Raw genomic sequence first — 20,850 nt, forward strand, 5'->3', positions numbered from 1 at the left:
CCTACATTGCCAGCGTGTCGGGGCGGCTGTGTTGCTGAACGCGCAGTCCCTGGCGTTTTAATGCGGCCAGCAATTCAACGCTGTCTTCGCGATTTAAAAATGCCCCGACGCGGACAGTTTTCGCTCGGCAACACAAACTGATTTCCAGGGGCGCCCAGGGGTGTTGGTGCTCCAGCACCAATATGCCGCTGTGTTGCTGTGGCCACTGCCATTGTTGCTCTGCGCAAAAATAACCGCTTTCAATACGCAGCTGCTGTTCACTTATGTGAATCACTTGTTGAATCTGCAGTTTGCCAAAGACGCGCCGCAGTAATACCCAGAGCAAAAATAATTCCAACCCCATAAAGGGCAAGATCATCCACGCGCCAATAGCCAGAAACCCTGAGGCAAATACCAGATTGAGCCCCGCGATGGCCGCTAAGATACGCCGATTACTCTGCCAGCTGGCGGAGCGGTTCGGGCGCAGCACAATCTGGCTGCCATCTCGGTTTGTTTGCGTTTCAACCAACGGCCTATCCTCGTGCACTGACTGTAGTTTAGTGCAGGAAAAATCACATCAATAGTTATACGTCTCCAGCAATAGTGAAAGATGTTTAGTCGTTAAATGGCAAAGGGAGGCGGGCAGTTAAACTGTATCGCTTTACCACTGCTGGGGTGGTGCAGATTGAGTGCGCTGGCGTGCAGCAATAGCCGGGCCGATGCCTGCCTGGCCTGTTCGTGGGCGTAGAACTCGCAGCCGAGGATGGGGTGGCCAATACTGGCGCAATGCACACGCAATTGGTGGGAGCGACCGGTAATGGGGCTGAGCAGCAGGGTGCTTTGGCTGTCGCTGCGGCGCAGGCATTCGTAGAGGGTTTGCGCAGACTTGCCATGCTCAAAGTTAATATGCTGGCGAGGGCGGCGCGGCCAGTCGCAGGCCAACGGCAGGTCGATCATGCCTTGGGCAGGGCCAACGCAGCCGCTGACGACGGCGTGATATTGCTTGCTGATCTGGCGTCGCTCGAATTGTTGGCTCAGGCGGCGGTGGCTGTCTTTATTCCGCGCAATCAACATCAGGCCAGAGGTGGCCATATCGAGCCTGTGTACGATCAAGGCGTCTGGGTACTGCTGCTGGATACGGCTTATCAGGCTGTCGCGATTGGCCGGGTGACGGCCGGGCACTGACAATAAGCCAGCCGGTTTACTAACGGCCAGTAGGTCGTCGTCTTCATAGAGAATACGGTGGCACTCATTACAGGCTGGCACGATAAATTCAGTGGCTTGTGACACGGTGGGCTCTCGACATTGGCTGACTAAATTATGCGTGATCAGTGTGCGTGAGGCGAGTGCCCAAGCGGTATCAATTTCGTCGGATTGGACGCCGACGTACCGGGCCGTTGTCCGTATACTATCGCCGCCGAGATCAGGCTAGCGCTTGAATGCTTACCGTTGCCATTACCGCGCTGGTGTTAAAAACAGGATAAATGATGAAAATACCGTCACTGCAAACGCGTCTGCGCGAGTACCTCCCGCATGGTCAGTTATCGCGCCAGCGCCTGCCTTTAGCACCTGAGCTGGAGTTGTGGTTGCTTGATGAAGCCTACCCCCAACACTTGCTGGACAGTGAGCAAATTCAGCGCATTATGAACTACCCGGCCTATTGGTGTTTCTGCTGGGCGAGTGGCCAGGTTATGGCGCGCTATATTATTGACCACCCCGAGTTGGTGCGTGGCAAGCGGGTGCTGGACTTCGGCTGTGGTTCTGCGGTGGCCGCGATCGCGGCGGCCAAGGCCGGGGCGTCATCAGTGGTCGCCTGCGATCTGGATAGCGATGCATTGGCGGTCAGTAAACTCAATGCCGAGACCAATGGCGTGAGCTTAGCCTACAGCGCAGATTTCTTTGCTGACAGTGAATCCTACGATGTGATTTTGGTTGCCGACGTGCTCTACGATCGCGCCAATTTACCGCTGTTAGGCGAGTTTCTGACGCGCGCCAACAGGGTGTTGGTGGCGGATTCCCGGGTGAAGGACTTTTCCTTTCCCGGTTATCACCATTTGCAATTTCAGCGCGCGACCACGATTCCCGATTTGGCGGAGTCCGAGGAATTTTCCCGCGTGAATGTGTACTTGGGAGAGCGTTAGGCGGGCCCGTGTAGCGCATCGAGAAAGGCGCTCGCCAGCGGGTTGAGGCGCTTGCCGCGTTGATAGGCGCTGCACCAGGAGCGCTTAATCGGAAAACCCTCCACCTTCAACTCAACCAGACTACCGTCGCGGATTCCTTGTTCGGCCACGCTGGCTGGCAGTACGGCGCAATCCTCGGAGTCGACGAGAGCATGGCGTATTGCCTGATTGCTGCCCAGCACGCGGGTGCGGCGAATCACGCAGCTTTGCTGCCGGCAGTAGTCCTCGAGTACTTGCCTGCTCCCCGAGCCGGGTTCGCGCAGTAGCAGGCGGTTTTCCAGGAATTCATGCAGACTGAGCGCCCCGGCATCGGCCAGGGGGTGATGTTTGGCAGCCACCGCCAGCAGCTGATGTTCGGCGAAGGGGGTGTACTGCAAGCCCTGGTCGCTGGGGACGCGAGTCATTACCGCTAGGTCGTGCATATTGTCGTGCAGACGTTTTATCAGATGCTGGTGGTTGTCGACATGCAGGCTCACCTCCGCATCCGGGTGCTGCTGGCAGAATCGATTGATGTAGGTTGGGATCAGGGTCTCGGCGCTCGACTCAATAATTATATTCAAGCTGCCCTGCAACTTGCCGTGTAGCTCCGTTAACTCTATCTCTAAATTTACCAGTCGCTGTTGCAGGTCGCGGGCCGCCCGCTGTAACAGCTTGCCTGCCGGTGTCAGGTAGAGTCGGCGGCCAACGTAGTCGAACAGCGGTTGGCGAATTAAATCCTCCAGACTGCGTATTTGCGCGCTGACGGCGGGTTGCGTGAGCGACAACTCTTCGGCGGCGCGCGAGTAGCTCATGTGCTGACAAACCGCCAGAAAAACATCAACTTGACGCAGAGTAAGCCGTTGTAAGTAGCTGGTTTGCATCCCCGTCTCCTGCAGAATTTGCTCGTTTATAAGTTAATACTTATATATAGGCAAATAAATATTAATTTCTTATAAGGAATATTTTCCGCTAGGGTGAATCGCATATTTGATACCGGTTTAGGAAACCAGTCGCTATGCTGAAAAAAATCCTAATTGCCAACCGTGGTGAGATTGCGGTTCGTATCGTTCGTGCCTGTGCCGAGATGGGTGTTCGCTCAGCGGCCATCTACACCGAACCCGATCGGTTTTCCCTGCATGTTAAGCGCGCCGACGAGGCCTACAACGTTGGCGCGGACCCCCTGGAGGGGTATTTGAATCCTCGTAAGCTGGTGGCGCTGGCGGTAGAAACGGGCTGCGATGGCTTGCACCCCGGCTACGGTTTTCTTTCCGAAAATGCCGAATTGGCGGAAATCTGTGCTCAGCGCGGCATTACCTTTATTGGCCCCAGTGCAGAGGTTATCCGTCGTATGGGCGATAAAACCGAGGCTCGCCGGGCGATGGTGGCGGCGGGTGTGCCGGTGACACCGGGTACTGAAGACAATCTCGCCGATGTCGATGAGGCGGTGTCGGTCGCTGCAGGCATCGGCTATCCGGTGATGTTGAAGGCCACCTCGGGTGGCGGCGGCCGGGGCATTCGCCGCTGCGACAGCGAAGCAGATCTGCGACGTCAGTTCAGTCGCGTGGTCTCAGAGGCCACCAAGGCTTTCGGTCGCGCTGATGTGTTTTTGGAGAAGTGTATTGTCAATCCGCGCCATATTGAGGCGCAGATTTTGGCCGACTCACAGGGCAATGTTATCCACCTGTATGAGCGTGATTGTTCGATACAGCGCCGTAATCAAAAGCTGATTGAAATTGCGCCATCGCCTCAGCTCACGCCAGAGCAGCGCGCGTATATCGGCGACTTAGCGGTGCGCGCGGCAGAGGCAGTGGGTTATGAAAATGCCGGCACCGTTGAGTTTTTGCTTGCCGATAATCAAATTTATTTTATGGAGATGAATACCCGCGTTCAGGTGGAGCACACCATCACCGAGCAGATTACCGGGGTTGATATTGTGCGCGAGCAAATCCGCATTGCCTCCGGCCTGCCGCTTGGGTATCGGCAAGAGGATATTAGCTATCGCGGCTACGCGCTGCAGTTCCGCGTGAACGCCGAAGACCCCAAGAACGGTTTTTTGCCCAGCTTCGGCAAAATCAGCCGCTACTACGCTCCCGGCGGCCCGGGCGTGCGCACCGACACCGCGATATATACCGGCTACAGCATACCGCCGTATTTTGATTCGATGTGCCTGAAACTGGTGGTTTGGGGACTGACCTGGGAAGAGACGCTCAACCGCGGCGCGCGGGCGTTGAATGATATGCGTGTTCAGGGCGTACGAACCACCGCGCCTTACTACCAGCAAATACTCAAGCACGCGGACTTCCGCGCCGCGCATTTCGACACTAGCTTTGTTGATAGTCACCCCGAACTGATCGAGTACTCCGATAAGAGTCGGCCCGAAGAGCTTGCCCTGGCGGTGGCGGCGGCGATCGCTGCTCACGCAGGACTGTAAACCCAATAATGATTGCAGCCGCTCAGCGGCCACGATGTGCACACAGGAAAGGAAGGCACTATGACTACGCCGATTAAAATTACCGATGTCGCCCTGCGAGATGGCCATCAATCGCTTATTGCCACTCGGCTGCGCACCGAGGATATGTTGCCGGTGTGCGCCGAGCTGGATGCGCTGGACTATTGGTCTCTGGAGGTATGGGGCGGCGCAACCTTTGATGCCTGCGTGCGTTTTTTGAAAGAGGACCCCTGGGAGCGACTGCGCAAGTTGCGTGAGGCGCTGCCTAATAGCCAGCTGCAAATGTTGCTGCGTGGCCAGAACCTGCTGGGTTACCGCCACTATGCTGACGACGTCGTCGAGGCCTTTATTGCCAAGGCGGCAGACAATGGCATGGATATCTTCCGGATATTCGATGCGATGAACGATGTGCGTAATTTGCAGACGGCGATCGCCGCCGTGAAGGCCGCCGGCAAACATGCCCAGGGTACTATTTGCTACACCACCAGCCCCGTGCACAACACGGAAACGTTCGTTGAGCAGGCGCGTAAGATGGTGGACATGGGCGTCGATTCCCTGGCCATCAAAGATATGGCGGGCCTGCTTACGCCGAGTACTACCGGTGAGCTGGTTGCGGCCTTAAAAGCCGAGTTTGACCTGCCGCTGGCTCTGCATTCGCATATGACATCGGGTTTGGCTGGGCTGTGTCAGCTGAAGGCGGTAGAGGCGGGCGTGGATATCATCGATACCGCTATTTCAGCCTTTGCCAACGGCACCAGCCACCCGGCGACCGAAACCATGGTTGCCGCCCTAAAAGACACGCCCTATGACCCGGGCCTGGATTTGGAAGTTTTGCAAAGCGTTGCCAAAAAACTGTGGGCGGTGCGCAAGAAATACCGGCAGTTTGAGAGTGAGTTTACTCGCGAAGATGTCAGCGTTCAGATAAACCAAGTGCCGGGCGGCATGATGTCTAACCTGGCGAACCAGCTAAAAGAGCAGGGTGCCTTGCACCGTATCGATGAAGTCTTCGCGGAGATCCCTCGGGTGCGCAAGGACCTGGGCTTCCCGCCGCTGGTAACGCCCACCTCGCAGATTGTCGGTACCCAGGCGGTGATGAATATTCTGGCGGAGGCGCCCTATACCACCATAACCAATGAGGTGAAGCGCTATTTGCAGGGCCACTACGGCGCGGCGCTGGGAACGGTGAACGAAGAGTTGCGAGCCAAGGCGATTGGCAGTGAGGCGGTAATCGATGTTCGCCCTGCGGATTTGCTGCCGCCAGAAATGGAGAAATTGCGCGCAGAAATTGGCGAGCTGGCCGACAGTGAAGAGGATGTACTGAGTTACGCCATGTTCCCGGATCTGGGCCGCAGCTACCTCCAGCAGCGTCGCGATGGCACATTGCAACCCGAGGTTTTAGAGCCGGAACTCGAGGCCGATCGCCCCGCCGCGGAAAATGCGGTGCCCACCGAATTTGTGATCGATGTTCACGGTGAAAGTTATCAAGTGGCGATTACCGGTGTCGGCATTAAGGGTAAAGGCAAACGGCACCTGTACATGACGCTGGACGGTATGCCAGAGGAAGTGGTTTTCGAGGCATTGAACGAATACCAGCGCGACGGGGGGAGTGGGCGTCGGCAGGCAACTCAGCCGGGGCATGTAACAACGAATATGCCGGGCAATATCGTCGATGTATTAGTGGCGCAGGGCGATGTGGTTAAGGCGGGCCAGCCAGTGCTAGTCACTGAGGCGATGAAAATGGAAGCGGAAGTGCAGGCGCCGATTGATGGCACAGTTCGTGATATCCACGTTAGTAAGGGAGATCGCGTCACTCCGGGTGAGGTATTGATAGAAATTGAGTAAAGAGCAAGAAAAACGCTTGCAAACGGCAATGATAATGATTATCGTTTAGTTGTGTCGCGGCGGGATGGTGTCTCCCCCCTCTCTCTGACGTTCTTATCCCGTTGCGACCTCTCTCCGTATTGGCCCCGGTTGCTTACCCTGCTTCCGGGGCTCTTTTTTTTACGTCCCTCCACTCCTGCACCGTGTCATGTAAGTAGTTTATGTAATTGCACTACAATGCGGTATTTGTGTCGTAGCGTCAACATCCTGTTTTCCCTCGCGTAAGCTCTTAGGCTCACTCGCTGGTATCGATGCGCGGTGACTACATAACAATAATAGAGGTTGTATCGCAGTGAATAGGGTTCTTTTGGGTAGCGGCCTGCTGCCGCTTTGTTTTAGCAGTCTTGTCACGGTATTGCCGATTTTCAGTGCACCCGCCTTTGCTCAGCTAGAGGAGGTGGTCGTCACGGCCAGGCGCCGGGAGGAAAGTCTGCAGGACACGCCGATTTCTGTTTCGGCGATCGGGGCATCGGCTCTGGAGGATGCGGGCATTACATCGCTGGCGGATGTTAAAAACATCGTGCCGAATTTGCAGATCGCGCCGACGGCGACCAAGAGCCAAGCCATTTTTGTGCGAGGCATCGGTCAACGCGCTTCAACACCTGAGCTCGACCCGGGAGTCGGTCAGTATTTGAATGGGATTTTCATCGCCCGTCAGGATTCTCAGCTGTTGGATGCGGTCGACGTTGAGAATATTCAGGTTTTGCGTGGCCCTCAGGGTACGCTGTTTGGTAAAAATAATACCGGTGGCGCGATGCTGGTCAGCACGGTTGCGCCAAATTTTAGTAGCGTGAGTGGCAGCGCTACGGTCACTGCCGGTTCTCACGGTCGCCAAGATATTAAGGCCAGCGTTAATTTGCCATTGATCGAAAATCAAATGGGTCTGAGGCTCAGTGGTACCGTGCGGCGCTTGGATGGTTACTTTAAGAATATTGCCGATGGTACACGCTTTGGCGATGAGGACCGGCAAGCGGTGTCTGCGCGGCTATTGTGGGACCTTACCGAGAACCTGCAACTCGATGTCTTCTCATTTTGGAGCTCGCAGGATGAGAAAGGGCAGGCGAACAACTGCGAAGTAATCAATGTGCAAGCGGCGGCGGCCACATTCTTTGTTCCCCAGCAGCCTGATAATTACGCCCAGCGATGTCAGCAGCAGGAGGGCTTGGCTGAGCAGCGCAAGGTGGCGATCAACACCGAAGCCAGTTTTTATCGCCAGCAGTCACAGCTTCACGCGATAAAGCTGAATTGGCATATGGGGCTGCTTGACCTTGAGTCGATCACCGCCTACAGCCGTCAATATGGCTTGGGTAAGCAGGAGGACGTTGACGGCAGTGACTTTAGCCTCGTGCACAATGGTGAGCGTTTGGCATTAAAAGCCTTGACGGCCTCCGGCGTCGACCCGGATCAAGAAACGCGTTACCAACTCAGTCAGGAGCTGAAATTCAACGGGCGATTTTTCGAGGACAAGCTCGACCTGACGTTTGGCGCCTTCTACTCTGCAGAGCGCATCGATGGTTTTCCCTACCCACAAGTTATTGGCGCCAACGGGGTTCTGGGTATTCCCCCGGAATTTCTGCTGAGTAGTACCGCAGGCGTTGCGCTGCCTGGGGTCGATTTACTGTCGGCGGCAGCCAATAACCTTGTGCTGCCGCTGCTGTCAGCGTCGGTCAATTTAAGCTATATCGAAAATGAAACACGTGCGCTGTTTGTACAGGGTAGTTACGATCTTACGTCCCATCTGCAACTAACGCTGGGTGTGCGTTACACCGAAGATGATAAACAGCGGGAGATTGCTTTATACAACGCCGATTTCAATGCCTTTGGGCTGCGTGAGGGGCTTATTCATGCTCAGGGCGGCATCTATAACCCAGTGCCCAGAGCGTATTTTGACAATATCGACTTTGCACAACCCATTCCGTTTCTCGCGCCGGTGTCGACGTCATCAGAGCTGTCCTTTGACCAGGTTTCGCCAGCGTTGACGGTGAGCTATATCTGGGATGAGGCGGATATCGCGGCGATCGGCCTCAATAGTTTGATGACCTATGTGACCGTCAGCGAGGGCTATAAATCGGGCGGTATTGGCCTGCGGGGGCGCCGCCTCAATGAGTTCGAGCCAGAGGTGGTGGAGAACAGTGAGATAGGGTTTAAGCTCGATGCCCTCGATTCGAGTTTGCGTCTCAATGGTGCGATCTACCATATGAGCTATGACCAGATTCAAGTTCAGCAGGCCGAGACGGGGCCCGGTGGGCCGACCGATGTCATCCTGTTTTTGGATAACGCGGGTTCTGCCGTAGTGCAGGGCGCCGAATTGGAGGCAACCTGGCTCTACGAAGGGCTACAGGTCAATGCCAACGCCGGCTATACCGATGCCTATTATCGGGATTACACGGTATTTTTAGCGGATGGCTCCAGCTTTGATCGCAGTGCCGAGCCCTTTGCGGTGGTGCCAAAAAACACCCGCTCGCTCGCCGTGCAATACCATTGGCAAACGCGCTTTGGCGCATTCATTCCGCGGCTGCATTACTCTTACCGCTCGGAAATTTTTGTCGGCCTGGATGCCAAGGCCAATCTCTACGATGGCGCGACATTGGGCGGGCAGGAGTTGTATAACGCACGCCTGACCTGGCTGCCCGACGAGAAGCTGCGTGTGGCGATGTACGTGAACAACCTGAAGGACTCGCTTTTCTTTGGCGGCGGGGTGGCACTGGGTGACAATCTTGGCACAACCACGAAGGCGCAGTTGCCGCCGCGTCACTACGGTCTGGAAATTTCGTATCAATGGGATTAAATGTGGCTGCCAAACAAGCCAATGAAATATCGGTTGAGCAGGCCGTGGCAGAAGCCGAGGCCTCTGCTGAGCGGCTCTTGAGTATGGCGAGGGCAATAAATGCGGGGCAGTGCCAGCCGGACACCTGGTCCTGTCGCCGTCAGTGGTGTGCAGATGCCGGGACCTATGTCTATCACAGTCATATCGCTGTGAGTGGTCAGGATCGCGAGCGACTGCATTGGCTGAGCAATGTATTTTTTCACGCGGCTAGCCTGCACTGTCAGCCTTGGTACCCGCAATTTAAAGGTGGTAAACGCCAGGTGTTGGCCAGTCCGCCCGTGGGGCAGGTTGTCGATCATCAACTGTGTTGGGGGCGCTTTGATCTGGGGCTGCCTAGCCCGCGCTATTACCGGCAATTACTGTCTTTGCTTCGCCCGGCAGATGACGCTGCGGTAATCGTTGCCCGCTCCGTGGACCACGGCCCGGCGCTGCCACCTAAGGCCAAGCTGGCTTATACGCTGTCGCCCAATGGCGAGGTCTTGCTGTGGTGCGACGATCAGCTGCACTGGCACCATATCTGCTGTACCCCCGGGGCGGGTATTTTGAATGGTTCTGCTGACCGCTGGCTGATAAATGCCCTGCGGTGGCTGCGCTTAGATCAGTCGGAACGGCGTACCTATCGACGTGAAGCGGAGCAGTTACGAGACTGGTTACACGCCGGTCAGCCCAGTGTCTCGCCGGCGATCTCGGCTTAGCACGCCAGCGCGCGATTGCTAAAGAATGGAGCATGGAAGAGGTGGCGCCCCGGAGAGGATTCGAACCTCTGACCTGCCCCTTAGGAGGGGGCCGCGCTATCCAGCTGTGCCACCGGGGCGAAAAGCGCAGCGGGAGATTCTACTGGCTCTATCAGCGTGGCGCAAAGGCTTCGTCGGCGGTTCGTTATTTAATGAGCGGCTCGCTGTAGCTGTGCTCGATATCCCAAGGGAAGTGTATCCAGGTATCTTGAGCAAATTCGCGGGTGTAGTACTCGGCCAGCGCCATCGCCTGAGGCTTGGCGTAGATGGTGACGAATGTGGCCTTGGGCAGCAGCTCGCGGGCAATTTTTGCAGTGCCTCCGGTATCGACGAGGTCGTCAACCAGCAGATAACCGTCACCGTCACCTTCCACTGATTTGAGAATACTAATTTCGCCCTGCTTGTCGTGGTCGTAACTGGCGATACACAGGGTGTCGACGACGCGAAGGTTGAGTTCGCGCGCGAGAATGGCGCCCGGTACCAAGCCACCGCGGGCGATACTGATAATGCCTTTCCACGGCGTGGCGGTGAGTTTGCGCGCAAGGTTACGGGTGTCGCGGTGCAGTTCGTCCCAAGTTAGGTAGTACACGGGCGTTTCGCTGGTCGACATGCTGAGATCCTGGCTGAGTGTAGGGAAAGGCAGTAGGGCGCGATTTTGCAGCAAGCGTGGTGCCCGGGCAAGAGCGGAGATGCTTGTGTCAAAATACCGACATGCTGGTGTGGTTATGCTGCCCGGGCTTGGCTATAGTCAAAAAAACGACAACGGCAAACAGAGAAAATGTGGCACCCATGCCAACGCGCATCCAGTTACTCATCGACGCAGATCCCAATATCATCGCCCACTATCGCCTGTTGTTAGAGGCACTAGACCCAAACCAGCAACGGGTGACCTGCGTTGAGGAGCTGGCACAGGCGAATGCGGTGTTATTGGCCGATGGCGCGAGCCTTGCGCCCGAAGCGCTCGCTGGGCGTCCCTGTTTTTTGGCTGGTGTGCTGGCTCAGCAAGGGCAGTGGCCGAACTGTGTGGCCTGTGTTGACGCTCCGGTATTTGATTCCCTGCTAGAGGGCCTGGGGCGCCTGGGGTCGATACTCGGCGGTGCCCCACCGGACATTGATCACGGCTTAGTCGCCAGCAGTCCGGCAATGCAGGAGTTGACGCGCCTGCTCGCCCAGGTTGCCGATAAATCGGTAACGGTGCTGATTAATGGCCCCTCTGGCGCGGGTAAAGAATTGGTTGCACAGGCGATACACCGGCTCTCTTCCAGAAGCTCTGGCCCCTTTGTGCCGATCAATTGCGGCGCCATTCCCCGAGAGTTATTAGAATCAGAATTGTTTGGGCATGAGCGCGGCGCGTTCACTGGCGCGATATCTAGCCGCGCCGGTCGCTTTGAGCTGGCTGACGGCGGCACCTTGTTTCTGGATGAGATTGGCGACATGCCGCTGGACATGCAGGTGAAGATATTGCGCGCCATTCAGGAGCGCAGCTTTGAGCGTGTTGGTTCCAGTGAGAGCCGCAGCGCTGATGTGCGAATCATTGCCGCGACGCATCGGGATTTGCCGGCAATGATCGACGCGGGAGAATTTCGCGAAGACCTTTACTACCGCTTGAACGTTTTCCCGCTGCAGGTTCCTGCCTTGTCCGAACGTAAAGAGGATATTCCTGCCTTGGTGCGCGACATCATCCGCCAGCTTGCCGACGACGGTTTGGGTACCCTGGCGCTAGCACCGTCGGCAGTCGCTTCTCTGCAGGCTCATCCTTGGGCGGGCAACGTTCGAGAATTGGCAAATTTGCTGGAGCGGCTGCTGATTATGTACCCCGACAAAGTCGTGGGGCGCCAGGACTTGCCCGAAGCCTACCGCGGTGCTGAGGAGGTGTGGCAGCCACCGGCGCGCGCTGAGTGGCGCGCGAGCGAGGCGGCAATCGCCGTTGATGAGCTTCCTGTTGAGGGCGTATCACTCAAGGAAGAAGTGGCTGACTTTGAGCAGCGACGGATTCAACAGGCCCTTCGTGCGGCAGATCATGTTGTGAGCCGGGCGGCGCAGCTGCTTGGATTGCGGCGAACCACGTTGATTGAAAAAATGCGCAAGTACGGTATGTCTGCCGACGTTTAACAGCCGCCGAACAGTTCAATCCAGTTACCGTCAGGGTCGCAAACAAAGGCGAAGCCGATGTTTTCGGCAAAGCGGGTAACATCGACGGCAATCCCGACGTTGGCCTCTTTGAGTTGGGCGATAACGCTATTTAGGTCGGCGACGCCAAAGCTGATGTAGCGATAGCCACAGGCAGCGTGGCCACCCCCAGGAATACATTGCTCGGGCGTTTCGTCACCGTAGTTCACCAGCTTGATGACGGCCGTGCCCAATCGGTAGCGGTGCATTGTTCCGCCGGGGAAGTCGAGCTTGCCCTCGAAGGCCAAGCCAAGGGTGTCGCCATAGAAGTGACACATGGTGTCGATGTTGTGAGTGACGATGCCGACTTCTATTGTTTCGCTAAGTGCTGTCATGTGAGACGCCTCGATCTTTTTCTTTCAGGCTACCAGAGCGCCTGTACTGACGGCAGGCTTAGCTGGCAAATCTTCATAACAGTTTGAACTGCTTAACCACCAGCAAGTTTGACGGTGTAGCCGCGTTCTTCCAGTAGGCGCTTCAGGGCTTGGCGCTGATCCCCCTGGAACTCTAGTTGTCCATCCTTTACCGCGCCGCCAATACTGAGCTTTTGTTTTAACTCCTTGCCGAGCTTTTTCAGGGCGGTATCGTCTAGCGGTATGCCGCTGACAATACTCACGCCCTTGCCTTTGCGGCCTTTGGTTTCTCGACGAATACGCACAATGCCATCGCCGCTGCGGGCGCTGCGTTCAGCGTCGGCGGTGATATCTTTGCAGCGACACTGTTGTTGGACTTCTCCACATTGTGGACACATCCGGCCTTGGTCTGTGGAGTAGACGATACGTGACATAAAGAGGGTTCACTCGAAAAATTCTGGTGCAAAAAAAGTATAATAACCGGCTAGGGCGGTATAGTAGCGCTCGATTTTTTCAGGAGCTTGCAACGATGTCCAGTCGCGAAACAGAGCAGCTAGTGGAGCTGCAAACTCAGTTGGCCTATCAGGAAGACTTACTCAATGCGCTCAACGACAGGGTAAGTGAACAGGACGGTGAACTGCGTATCTTGCGACAGCAACTGCGCCAATTGGCGCAAGCCAGTCGTGTAATGCGCGAAACGATGGAGGAGCAGGGCTTGGCTGAGCCCGGCTTTGCGGCGGAAATAGAGAAGCCGCCGCACTATTAACTCGGTGGTAGCGGGCGCTAATCGACGACGGAAACTTCCTCGGCCTGCGGCCCCTTTTCGCCCTCACTGAGCACAAACTCTACGAGTTGTCCTTCCATCAGACTGCGACGGCCTCGGCCCTTGCCGCGGATTGAGCGAAAGTGAACGAATACATCGTCACCACCCTCACGAGTGATAAAACCATAGCCCTTGCTGACGTTGAACCATTTTACGGTACCGCGCTCTCGCTTGCTGCCTAGAGCGTCAATGATGCCGGGTAGTCGTGGAGAGAGCAGCATGGCAAATAGCAGTGCTGCAAATACAAGAGCGGCTGGTAGCGCTGCCAGGCTAGCCAGCCCCAATTTGGAGAGAGAAAATACCGTCAGTGCGCTGAGCACAGCAGAAATAATAATTCTTAGAATTAACAACATAACAATACAAAACCAAAAATAAATAAACAAAACAAGGGATTAAGGGCCGGCAATATCGGCCGCAGCCGGCGGAGTATAGCACTCCAATTACAGTTCGTCGCCGTGCAGCGTACTGAGCTTGAAGCGGCGTGACAGCAACCAATCGGTAACGCGGTTGGGCAACTTACTGAGTGAATACAGCCGCCGATGTCCGTTAGCAACGCCTACATAGGCGGGGCAGCGTGATCGTTGGCTGGCGTCGAAGATACGCTTGGCAACGTCGTCGGCATCACTCGCGTTTTGCTGGGACAGGCTTGCTCGCTCGGCAATGGCTTGTTGCAGTGGCTGGTAGGGCCCCTGCGTTTGCTGTGGCGTCAATTCAGATTCGGCGCGTTCAGCGAATTTAGACCGGATGGCGCCCGCTCTAACCACCATCACCCGAATGCCAAAGGGCGCTAATTCCATGCGCATGGCATCGCTTAAAGCGTGCAAGGCGGCTTTGCTGGCGCAGTAGCTGCCGGCAAAGGGTGTCACCAAACTTGCTGACACACTGCCGATGTTTACAACCGTACTCCCGCGCTTTAATGACTGGCGTGCAGACTGAACAAGCTCGAGCGGCGCGATGCTATTGGTTTGGAATTGCTCGGCGAGTTTTTGTGGGCTGATTTCCAGCATCGGCCCCATCAGGCCAAAGCCCGCGTTATTAATGAGTAGATCAATCTGGCCGAACTCCTCGTGCAGCTGAGTGCAAAGCGTGCGGATGTGCTCGGGGTCATTAAGGTCTAAAGCGCGCTTGTGAAGGCGGGGGTGTTCCAGCGTAATCGATTCGGGCCTGCGGGCGGTGGCAACCACGTGGTAGCCGCGAGCAAGGCCCTGTTCGGCAAGTGCTTTTCCCAAGCCGCTTGAGCAGCCGGTAATCAGCGCTAACTTAAATGAATCTGTCATGGCAACGCTCCATATGCGGGGTGTTTCATCGCGGTAAGTCACAGGCCTACGTTAGTGGAACTACGCATTTTTATGCCCCGCGTGCTGGGAGATGATGCGCTATATTCATGGGTGTTGGCAACGATGAGCCTTCAGCAAATCAGGGAGGGGTGATATGCGTGCAAGCACCACTGCGCGTCGGTATGTTGTACGCCGTTGTGCCTTTCGCTTGGTGTGGTTGGCGCTGTTGACGACAAGCCTGGCCGTAGGAAACGCAAGGGCTGAAATTACTGGATTCATAGAGCGCCCCGTCCCGTTTGCTGAGGCCTTGGCAGAAGTCGACTATTTACTTGACCACGGTGCGGTCGTACCGCGTTTCTTCGACTTGCTGGAAAATTCCGATCTCGCCGCTTTTCAGGCCCTTCAGCAGCAAATGAGCCAGGCGCTGCCCCCATTGGCAACACTACAATCGCTCGGGGGAGAGCAACAAGCCCTGCTATCGCTGCAATCTATTGTGTCCGCTTACTCGGCTTACAAGGTGGGGAATGTCGGTGCCGTTCCACTTAATGCTGAATTGGATCAGCGCATTGTTATCGATGCGCTCAGCAGGCTGCAAGGTCAATTAGTTGCACAGATCGCGCGGGATGAAAAACGCTGGCAGAGCGCGCAACGCAGCCGTCTGTTGTTGCTATTCGGATTGGTGGTGATCATATCCGCGGCTGCAGTGCTGGCAGTGCTGCTGTCGCGGCGTCAGCGCACGGTCTCGGCCTTGAAGGCCAATGTTGAAACGGAGGTATTGCGCCGCCAGACCCTGATGGCATCCATTCCTGGTGCGGTGTTGATATGCGACGCGCAAGGGATGTTGATTGCCGCGAGCGAAACCGCATCCAAGCTATTGGGCTACCGGAATGCCGCATTGATCAAGCGTTCTCTGCGCAGCTTGTTTGCACCGCGATTCGAACACAAATATGAGTTTCTGATGGAGTCCTCGTCAGAGCAGGATGCCAGCTTTAAAGGCATCGAGTTGATGTTGATGAGTCATTCCGGCAGTGAAGTGGCAGTTGAGCTATACCCCGGTTGGTACACCGATGCAGACGGCAGCCGTCGCCTGTTGTTATTGATTCGCGACATGAGTGATCAGTACTTGATGCACGAACAATATCAGCATAGCCAGCAGCGTTTTGATCTGGCGGTTATGGCCTCTCACGACGCCATATGGGATTGGGATTTGCTCGCAAAGGAGGTGTACTTAAGCCCTGCGTGGCTGAAAATGGTCGGGCTGTCTCGCTGCAACGAGCGCGACGGTTTACGCGTGCTGATGAACAGTATTCCGGAAGCGGATCAGCAACGGCTGAATCCGGAATTCATCGCGTTTTTGAAGAGTGATGACAAGCTGTTTTCTGGGGAGCACAAGATACGTCGTCGTGACGGCTCCGTGCTTGAGGTGAGTTTTCAGGCGGCCGTGCAGCGCGATTCTGAGGGACGCGTTGTGCGTATGGTGGGCGTTCAATCGGATATCAGCGCGGCGAAGCAGGCAGAGCGACAGCTGCTTGCTGACAAGCATGGGCTTGAAGATCGCTTGCGGTTGCAAAGCATGCAACTCGAAGAAGCGAATCAGCGGGCAGAACAGGTCAGTAATGCTAAATCGGCCTTTTTGTCGGTAATGGGACATGAGTTTCGTACCCCGATGAATGCTGTGGTGGGTATGACTGACCTATTGTCAAAGTCGGCCTTGAACCGCGAGCAGCGGATGATGCTCGATACCATTCGCCGTTCCTCACAGAGTTTATTGGCAACCCTCGACAACATTATCGACTACTCACTGCTTGAAACCGGTGACGTCACATTAGAGGAAGAGAATGTTCAGCTGTGGGATTACCTAGAGGGAGTCGCCTTGGCGGTAGCGCCAATGGTGGCGCGGAATCAGCAGCAGTTTCTGTTGCGCATCGATCCGCGGTTGCCGGAGCAATTATTTACCGACCCCATTCGCTTGCGGCAGTTACTGTTAGTGTTGCTTGAGAATGCGGTTAAGTTTTCTGTTTACAGTACGCCGAGAGGGATTATTGAGCTGCAAGTGCGTCCTGCCAGCGACGTAGAGCGGCAGTACTACGACTGGGCTGAACTTGTCTTTGAAGTTCACGACAACGGTGTGGGGATTCCTGAGCAGGGTAGTCGTGACTTGTTTCGGCCCTTTGTGCAGGCAGAAAATTCTCGAAACCGTCGTTTTGGCGGGGTGGGTTTGGGACTGGCTGTCGCCGAAAAACTCGTGTCTCTGATGCGTGGGCATATCCTGGTGAGTAGTGCCGACGATGCCGGTAGCTGCTTCTCGGTGCTGTTACCCGCGCAACAGCTGGAATTGAATCATGCGGATGTCGACGCCGCGGGCCTGCCGATTGTCGCGCTGGTCAGTGATGAGCGTTTGCGCTTATCGCTGTCGGCAGCGCTGAGCCGGCGCGGCTGGCGTGCACATTTCGTTACCGATGTTCACGGCCTGCAAAAACAATTGGCCAAAATGCCAAGCGACTCGCCGCAGTTGGTAATTAGTGAGCGACGTGAGGCCTGCTTGGAAGCGTTGGACACGGTTATTTATCTGCGAGAGCGGCCTGAGCGCGAAGAGTCGCTGCCGGCGGCGAGTGAGCGCGTTGTATTAACTAACCCACTGTTGCCATCGCAACTTTATCGCGCCATTGATGCCGCTATATCGTCGGAGCAGGACTCTGCCGCAGCGGTCAAGCTCAGACCTTGAGCACGTCGTCGGCTTGCAGACCCTTGGGGCCTTCTACAAGTTTGAACTCGACATTCTGGCCTTCGTCCAAAGTGCGATAGCCGTCCCCCTGAATAGAGCGAAAGTGGACAAAAACGTCCTCGCCCTCGTTTCGGGTAATAAAGCCAAACCCTTTGGCGTTATTAAACCATTTCACTGTGCCAGTTACGCGGTCGCTCATTGCTTATCCTCTTTGTCGCAGTCGGGTCGCATAAAGGTGCTTTCGGTCGGGCGGCGAGATAATTGCCACCAGTCCGGGAAAAAGAGATAGGAAGCGGGCAGAGCGGTCTGCTTCGGGGCGGGGAGCCGGGCTTGCCGGTTGTCAGCGAAACGAGAAAACATCACAGTTGGGCGAATAGCGCTGCCGATATTGCTGTTAACTATAACGACTCTAGCGCCGTTGTCCATGCTTTGGCCCATTCATTTGGATCAAAGCATGGCAATGAGACGTTACAGCGCCTCTATTTCGCCGCGCTGCTCAACGAGTCGCAGGCGGGCATGCTGCTGGCCTTGCAGCTTTTCTTTTTCTTTCTCGACAACTGCCGCCGGTGCTTTGTCGATAAAACCGGGGTTCCCCAGCTTTCCGCTCAAGCGCTGGATGTCCTTGTCCAGTTTGGCAATTTCCTTGTCGAGGCGAGCCAGCTCCGCGGCCTTATCAATGAGGCCAGCCATCGGGACGAGAACCTCCATATCGCCTACCAGCTGTGTAGCGGCCATCGGCGCTTGCTCGCCGTCGTTCAGGGGGCGAATGTCGTCCAGTTTTGCCAGTTTCAGCAGGAACTGCCGATTGGCTTCCAGGCGTCGGGTATCTTCGTCGCTGGTGTTGCGCAGCAGCACATTGAGCGCTTTCGAGGGGGGCACGTTCATCTCGCCGCGAATATTGCGTATTGCGGTGATAACGGCTTTTAGCCACTCGGCATCGCTAAGGGCTTGCTCGTCAATGCCTTGATCATTTGCACAGGGATAGGGCTGCAGCATAATGCTGCTATCGCCCGCATTAACGCCGGCAATCGGGGCCACGCGCTGCCAAATTTCCTCGGTGATGAAGGGCATAAAGGGGTGGGCAAGGCGCAGGGTTGCTTCAAGAACTTGAATGAGCGTACGCCGCGTGCCGCGTTTTGCTTCGGCGCTGGCATTGTCGTCCCAAAGGACGGGCTTGGAGAGTTCCAGGTACCAATCGCAGTACTCGTTCCAGATAAATTCATAGACCTCTTGGGAGGCGTGATCCAAACGGTAGGCGGCCATCGCATCGGCCACGCGCCGCTGGGCTTGTTCTAAGCGCGCGCAGATCCAGCGGTCGGCGAGGCTGAGTTCCACGGGCTCATTGCCCGTGCCGCAATCTTCGCCCTCGGTATTCATCAATACATAGCGTGCAGCGTTCCAGATCTTGTTACAGAAATTCCGGTAGCCCTCTAAGCGCTTCATGTCCCAGTTGATGTCGCGGCCGGTCGAGGCCAGCGAGTAGAGTGTAAAACGCAGTGCATCGGTGCCGTGGGCGCCAATACCCTCGGGAAAGGCTTTACGCGTTGCTTTGCCAATTTTCTCGGCAAGTTGAGGCTGCATCATATTGCCGGTGCGTTTTTGCAGCAGGCTGTCGAGGTCAATGCCGTCGATCATGTCCAAAGGATCGAGGACGTTGCCCTTGGACTTGGACATTTTTTGCCCTTGCTCGTCGCGGATCAAGCCAGTGACGTAAACCGTTTTGAAAGGGACTTGGGGGCTGCCGTCTTCATCTTTCATAAAGTGCATGGTCATCATGATCATGCGAGCGACCCAGAAGAAGATAATGTCGAAGCCGGTTACCAACACATCGGTGGGGTGGAAGGTTTTCAGGCGCTCGGTCGCTTCCGGCCAACCGAGGGTGCCAAAGGTCCACAGCGCGGAGCTAAACCAGGTGTCGAGTACGTCTTCATCCTGTTGCAGAGCCAGTTCGGGGGGCAAGCCATACTTGCTGCGCGCTTCTTCTTCATTGCGGGCCACATAGATATTGCCCTCGCTGTCATACCACGCGGGCACGCGATGGCCCCACCACAGCTGGCGGGAAATGCACCAGTCTTGGATGTCCCGCATCCAGCTGAAGTACATATTTTCATACTGCTTGGGCACAAATTGGATGCGGCCGTCTTCTACCGCGGCAATGGCGGGCTCAGCTAATTTTGCTGTCGCCACAAACCACTGGTCGGTGAGCAGGGGCTCGATCACCAGGCCTGAGCGGTCGCCTCGAGGGACTTTCAGGGCGTGATCATCGACTTTTTCAAGCAGGCCTGCGGCGTCCAGGTCTGCGACAATGGCCTTTCGCGCGGCGTATCGATCCAGCCCTGCGTAGGCCTCAGGCAGGCCGGCATCTAATTCATCGTTAGCGCTACTGTCGCTGTTGTAGACATCTGCGCGGCCGAGGATGGCAGCGTCCTGATCCATAATATTGATCATTGGCAGCTTGTGGCGCTGGCCAAGTGCGTAGTCGTTGAAGTCGTGCGCGGGGGTGATTTTTACACAGCCAGTGCCGAACTCGCGGTCGACATAGTCGTCGGCAACGATGGGTATACGGCGGCCGACCAGAGGCAGCTCGATAAATTTGCCGACCAGTGACTGGTAGCGCTCGTCTGCGGGGTTTACTGCGACGGCGGTGTCGCCAAGCATGGTTTCCGGGCGGGTGGTGGCAACGACAAGGTAGCGGCTGCCATCGGCGGTGGTTTCGCCGTCGGCCAATGGGTAGCGGAAGTGCCAGAGATGGCCATTTTCGTCTTTGTTTTCAACTTCCAAGTCGGAAATGGCGGTGTGGAGCTTGGGGTCCCAGTTGACCAGGCGCTTACCGCGATAGATCAAGTTGTCGTCGTAAAGGCGAACGAAGACTTCTTGAACGGCCTTGTAGAAGCCATCATCCATGGTAAAGCGTTCGTTTTGCCAGTCGACTGAGGCGCCGAGGCGACGCAGCTGGCGGGTAATTGTGCCGCCAGACTCCTCTTTCCATTCCCACACCTTGTCCAGGAAGGCGTCGCGGCCCAGGTCGTGGCGGGTCTGGCCACTTTCCGCAGCGAGTTTGCGCTCGACAACCATCTGGGTGGCAATACCTGCGTGATCGGTCCCTACTTGCCAGAGCGCTTTGGCGCCTTTCATGCGCTGATAGCGAGTGAGCGCATCCATGATCGAGTCCTGAAACGCGTGCCCCATGTGAAGGCTGCCAGTGACATTGGGAGGCGGGATCATGATGCTGTAGGCAGGGCCATCTCCGGCGGGGGAGAAATAACCTTTTTCCTCCCAGGTCTGGTACCACTTGCTTTCAATGTCCGCAGGCTGAAATGTTTTATCCATGGGTTTCCGTTTGGCGATAACTGTTGGGGGTAGAGCGTGGGACGGCTCTAACGCAAAAAGGCGATAAGTATACTGAGTTTTGGCCCTCTGGGCCAAAGCGCGAATGGATTGTTTAGAGAGGTTTTACGCCGGAGGCGACCGCGC

At 56.1% G+C, this 20,850-nt stretch carries 18 protein-coding genes and 1 tRNA gene; 8 read left to right on the forward strand and 11 right to left on the reverse strand.

Annotated elements, in window-relative coordinates:
• Position 1: 1 nt before the first annotated feature.
• Positions 2-508, reverse strand: a complete 507-nt coding sequence (locus tag H573_RS17385) for a DUF2244 domain-containing protein (protein ID WP_051171086.1) — start codon at positions 506-508, stop codon at positions 2-4.
• Positions 509-600: 92 nt separating this feature from the next.
• The gene (locus tag H573_RS0107225; protein ID WP_205618912.1) at positions 601-1,269 is read right to left on the reverse strand and encodes a pseudouridine synthase; all 669 of its coding nucleotides are present in this window, start codon (positions 1,267-1,269) and stop codon (positions 601-603) included.
• Positions 1,270-1,466: 197 nt separating this feature from the next.
• Here H573_RS0107225 and H573_RS0107230 point away from each other — a divergent pair, with 197 nt between their 5' ends.
• Positions 1,467-2,120, forward strand: a complete 654-nt coding sequence (locus tag H573_RS0107230) for a class I SAM-dependent methyltransferase (RefSeq protein ID WP_027873686.1) — start codon at positions 1,467-1,469, stop codon at positions 2,118-2,120.
• On the opposite strand, the gene H573_RS17390 is transcribed toward H573_RS0107230, so the two are convergent.
• Positions 2,117-3,019 carry a LysR family transcriptional regulator gene (locus H573_RS17390; RefSeq protein ID WP_051171087.1) on the reverse strand — a complete coding sequence of 301 codons (903 nt, stop codon included), beginning with the start codon at positions 3,017-3,019 and terminating at the stop codon, positions 2,117-2,119. The two genes, H573_RS0107230 and H573_RS17390, sit on opposite strands and share 4 nt — an antisense overlap.
• A 134-nt stretch (positions 3,020-3,153) precedes the next feature.
• On the opposite strand from H573_RS17390, the gene H573_RS0107240 reads away from it, so the two are divergent.
• From H573_RS0107240 to H573_RS0107255, 4 genes are all read left to right on the forward strand, one after another.
• Positions 3,154-4,569, forward strand: coding sequence for an acetyl-CoA carboxylase biotin carboxylase subunit (locus H573_RS0107240; RefSeq protein WP_027873687.1), 1,416 nt, complete (start codon positions 3,154-3,156; stop codon positions 4,567-4,569).
• 60 nt (positions 4,570-4,629) lie between these two features.
• Positions 4,630-6,429, forward strand: a complete 1,800-nt coding sequence (gene oadA, locus H573_RS0107245; RefSeq protein ID WP_027873688.1) for a sodium-extruding oxaloacetate decarboxylase subunit alpha — start codon at positions 4,630-4,632, stop codon at positions 6,427-6,429.
• Between the two features lie 331 nt (positions 6,430-6,760).
• Positions 6,761-9,256 (forward strand): TonB-dependent receptor, encoded by a 2,496-nt coding sequence (locus tag H573_RS0107250; protein ID WP_084497973.1) that lies wholly within the window; start codon positions 6,761-6,763, stop codon positions 9,254-9,256.
• 2 nt (positions 9,257-9,258) lie between these two features.
• The gene (locus H573_RS0107255; RefSeq protein ID WP_154653856.1) at positions 9,259-9,990 is read left to right on the forward strand and encodes a hypothetical protein; all 732 of its coding nucleotides are present in this window, start codon (positions 9,259-9,261) and stop codon (positions 9,988-9,990) included.
• Positions 9,991-10,032: 42 nt separating this feature from the next.
• On the opposite strand, the gene H573_RS0107260 is transcribed toward H573_RS0107255, so the two are convergent.
• Together H573_RS0107260 and gpt are read right to left on the reverse strand one after the other, a co-directional pair.
• A tRNA-Arg gene (locus H573_RS0107260) sits at positions 10,033-10,109 on the reverse strand.
• Positions 10,110-10,174: 65 nt separating this feature from the next.
• Positions 10,175-10,639, reverse strand: coding sequence for a xanthine phosphoribosyltransferase (gene gpt / locus H573_RS0107265; protein ID WP_027873691.1), 465 nt, complete (start codon positions 10,637-10,639; stop codon positions 10,175-10,177).
• A gap of 179 nt (positions 10,640-10,818) precedes the next feature.
• Between gpt and H573_RS17395 the strand changes: the two genes are divergently transcribed.
• Positions 10,819-12,141, forward strand: a complete 1,323-nt coding sequence (locus tag H573_RS17395; RefSeq protein WP_084497980.1) for a sigma-54 interaction domain-containing protein — start codon at positions 10,819-10,821, stop codon at positions 12,139-12,141.
• Here H573_RS17395 and H573_RS0107275 read toward each other — a convergent pair.
• Positions 12,138-12,533, reverse strand: coding sequence for a VOC family protein (locus tag H573_RS0107275; protein ID WP_036256012.1), 396 nt, complete (start codon positions 12,531-12,533; stop codon positions 12,138-12,140). The genes H573_RS17395 and H573_RS0107275 overlap by 4 nt on opposite strands.
• Before the next feature lie 92 nt (positions 12,534-12,625).
• Positions 12,626-12,985, reverse strand: coding sequence for an SUI1 family translation initiation factor (locus H573_RS0107280; protein WP_027873693.1), 360 nt, complete (start codon positions 12,983-12,985; stop codon positions 12,626-12,628).
• 95 nt (positions 12,986-13,080) lie between these two features.
• On the opposite strand from H573_RS0107280, the gene H573_RS0107285 reads away from it, so the two are divergent.
• Positions 13,081-13,317 (forward strand): SlyX family protein, encoded by a 237-nt coding sequence (locus H573_RS0107285; RefSeq protein WP_027873694.1) that lies wholly within the window; start codon positions 13,081-13,083, stop codon positions 13,315-13,317.
• A gap of 17 nt (positions 13,318-13,334) precedes the next feature.
• Here the strand turns inward: H573_RS0107285 and H573_RS19280 are convergent, their stop codons facing one another.
• A complete protein-coding gene (locus tag H573_RS19280) occupies positions 13,335-13,595 on the reverse strand; it encodes a cold-shock protein (protein WP_154653860.1) in 261 nt (86 codons plus the stop codon).
• Positions 13,596-13,814: 219 nt separating this feature from the next.
• On the reverse strand, positions 13,815-14,651 hold the full coding sequence (locus H573_RS0107295; protein ID WP_027873696.1) for an SDR family NAD(P)-dependent oxidoreductase: 837 nt from the start codon (positions 14,649-14,651) through the stop codon (positions 13,815-13,817).
• Positions 14,652-14,805: 154 nt separating this feature from the next.
• On the opposite strand from H573_RS0107295, the gene H573_RS0107300 reads away from it, so the two are divergent.
• Complete coding sequence (locus H573_RS0107300) at positions 14,806-17,376, forward strand: sensor histidine kinase (RefSeq protein ID WP_027873697.1); 2,571 nt, start codon at positions 14,806-14,808, stop codon at positions 17,374-17,376.
• On the opposite strand, the gene H573_RS0107305 is transcribed toward H573_RS0107300, so the two are convergent.
• Together H573_RS0107305 and H573_RS0107315 are read right to left on the reverse strand one after the other, a co-directional pair.
• Entirely contained in the window at positions 17,366-17,575 is a 210-nt protein-coding gene (locus H573_RS0107305) for a cold-shock protein (RefSeq protein WP_027873698.1), read from the reverse strand. The genes H573_RS0107300 and H573_RS0107305 overlap by 11 nt on opposite strands.
• A 269-nt stretch (positions 17,576-17,844) precedes the next feature.
• On the reverse strand, positions 17,845-20,706 hold the full coding sequence (locus H573_RS0107315) for a valine--tRNA ligase (protein WP_027873700.1): 2,862 nt from the start codon (positions 20,704-20,706) through the stop codon (positions 17,845-17,847).
• Positions 20,707-20,850 lie beyond the last annotated feature (144 nt).

Origin of the sequence: Neomelitea salexigens DSM 19753 (assembly GCF_000422345.1) — a bacterium.
GTDB classification, from domain to species: Bacteria; Pseudomonadota; Gammaproteobacteria; order Pseudomonadales; family Spongiibacteraceae; genus Spongiibacter; species Spongiibacter marinus_A.

Excerpts from the sequence above, each read along its gene's own strand:
- H573_RS0107230 (WP_027873686.1), top strand. The coding sequence starts at position 1,467 with ATGAAAATACCGTCACTGCAAACGCGTCTGCGCGAGTACCTCCCGCAT.
- H573_RS17390 (WP_051171087.1), bottom strand. The coding sequence starts at position 3,019 with ATGCAAACCAGCTACTTACAACGGCTTACTCTGCGTCAAGTTGATGTT.
- H573_RS0107240 (WP_027873687.1), top strand. The coding sequence starts at position 3,154 with ATGCTGAAAAAAATCCTAATTGCCAACCGTGGTGAGATTGCGGTTCGT.
- oadA (WP_027873688.1), top strand. The coding sequence starts at position 4,630 with ATGACTACGCCGATTAAAATTACCGATGTCGCCCTGCGAGATGGCCAT.
- gpt (WP_027873691.1), bottom strand. The coding sequence starts at position 10,639 with ATGTCGACCAGCGAAACGCCCGTGTACTACCTAACTTGGGACGAACTG.
- H573_RS17395 (WP_084497980.1), top strand. The coding sequence starts at position 10,819 with ATGCCAACGCGCATCCAGTTACTCATCGACGCAGATCCCAATATCATC.
- H573_RS0107275 (WP_036256012.1), bottom strand. The coding sequence starts at position 12,533 with ATGACAGCACTTAGCGAAACAATAGAAGTCGGCATCGTCACTCACAAC.
- H573_RS0107280 (WP_027873693.1), bottom strand. The coding sequence starts at position 12,985 with ATGTCACGTATCGTCTACTCCACAGACCAAGGCCGGATGTGTCCACAA.
- H573_RS0107285 (WP_027873694.1), top strand. The coding sequence starts at position 13,081 with ATGTCCAGTCGCGAAACAGAGCAGCTAGTGGAGCTGCAAACTCAGTTG.
- H573_RS19280 (WP_154653860.1), bottom strand. The coding sequence starts at position 13,595 with ATGCTGCTCTCTCCACGACTACCCGGCATCATTGACGCTCTAGGCAGC.
- H573_RS0107295 (WP_027873696.1), bottom strand. The coding sequence starts at position 14,651 with ATGACAGATTCATTTAAGTTAGCGCTGATTACCGGCTGCTCAAGCGGC.
- H573_RS0107300 (WP_027873697.1), top strand. The coding sequence starts at position 14,806 with ATGCGTGCAAGCACCACTGCGCGTCGGTATGTTGTACGCCGTTGTGCC.
- H573_RS0107305 (WP_027873698.1), bottom strand. The coding sequence starts at position 17,575 with ATGAGCGACCGCGTAACTGGCACAGTGAAATGGTTTAATAACGCCAAA.
- H573_RS0107315 (WP_027873700.1), bottom strand. The coding sequence starts at position 20,706 with ATGGATAAAACATTTCAGCCTGCGGACATTGAAAGCAAGTGGTACCAG.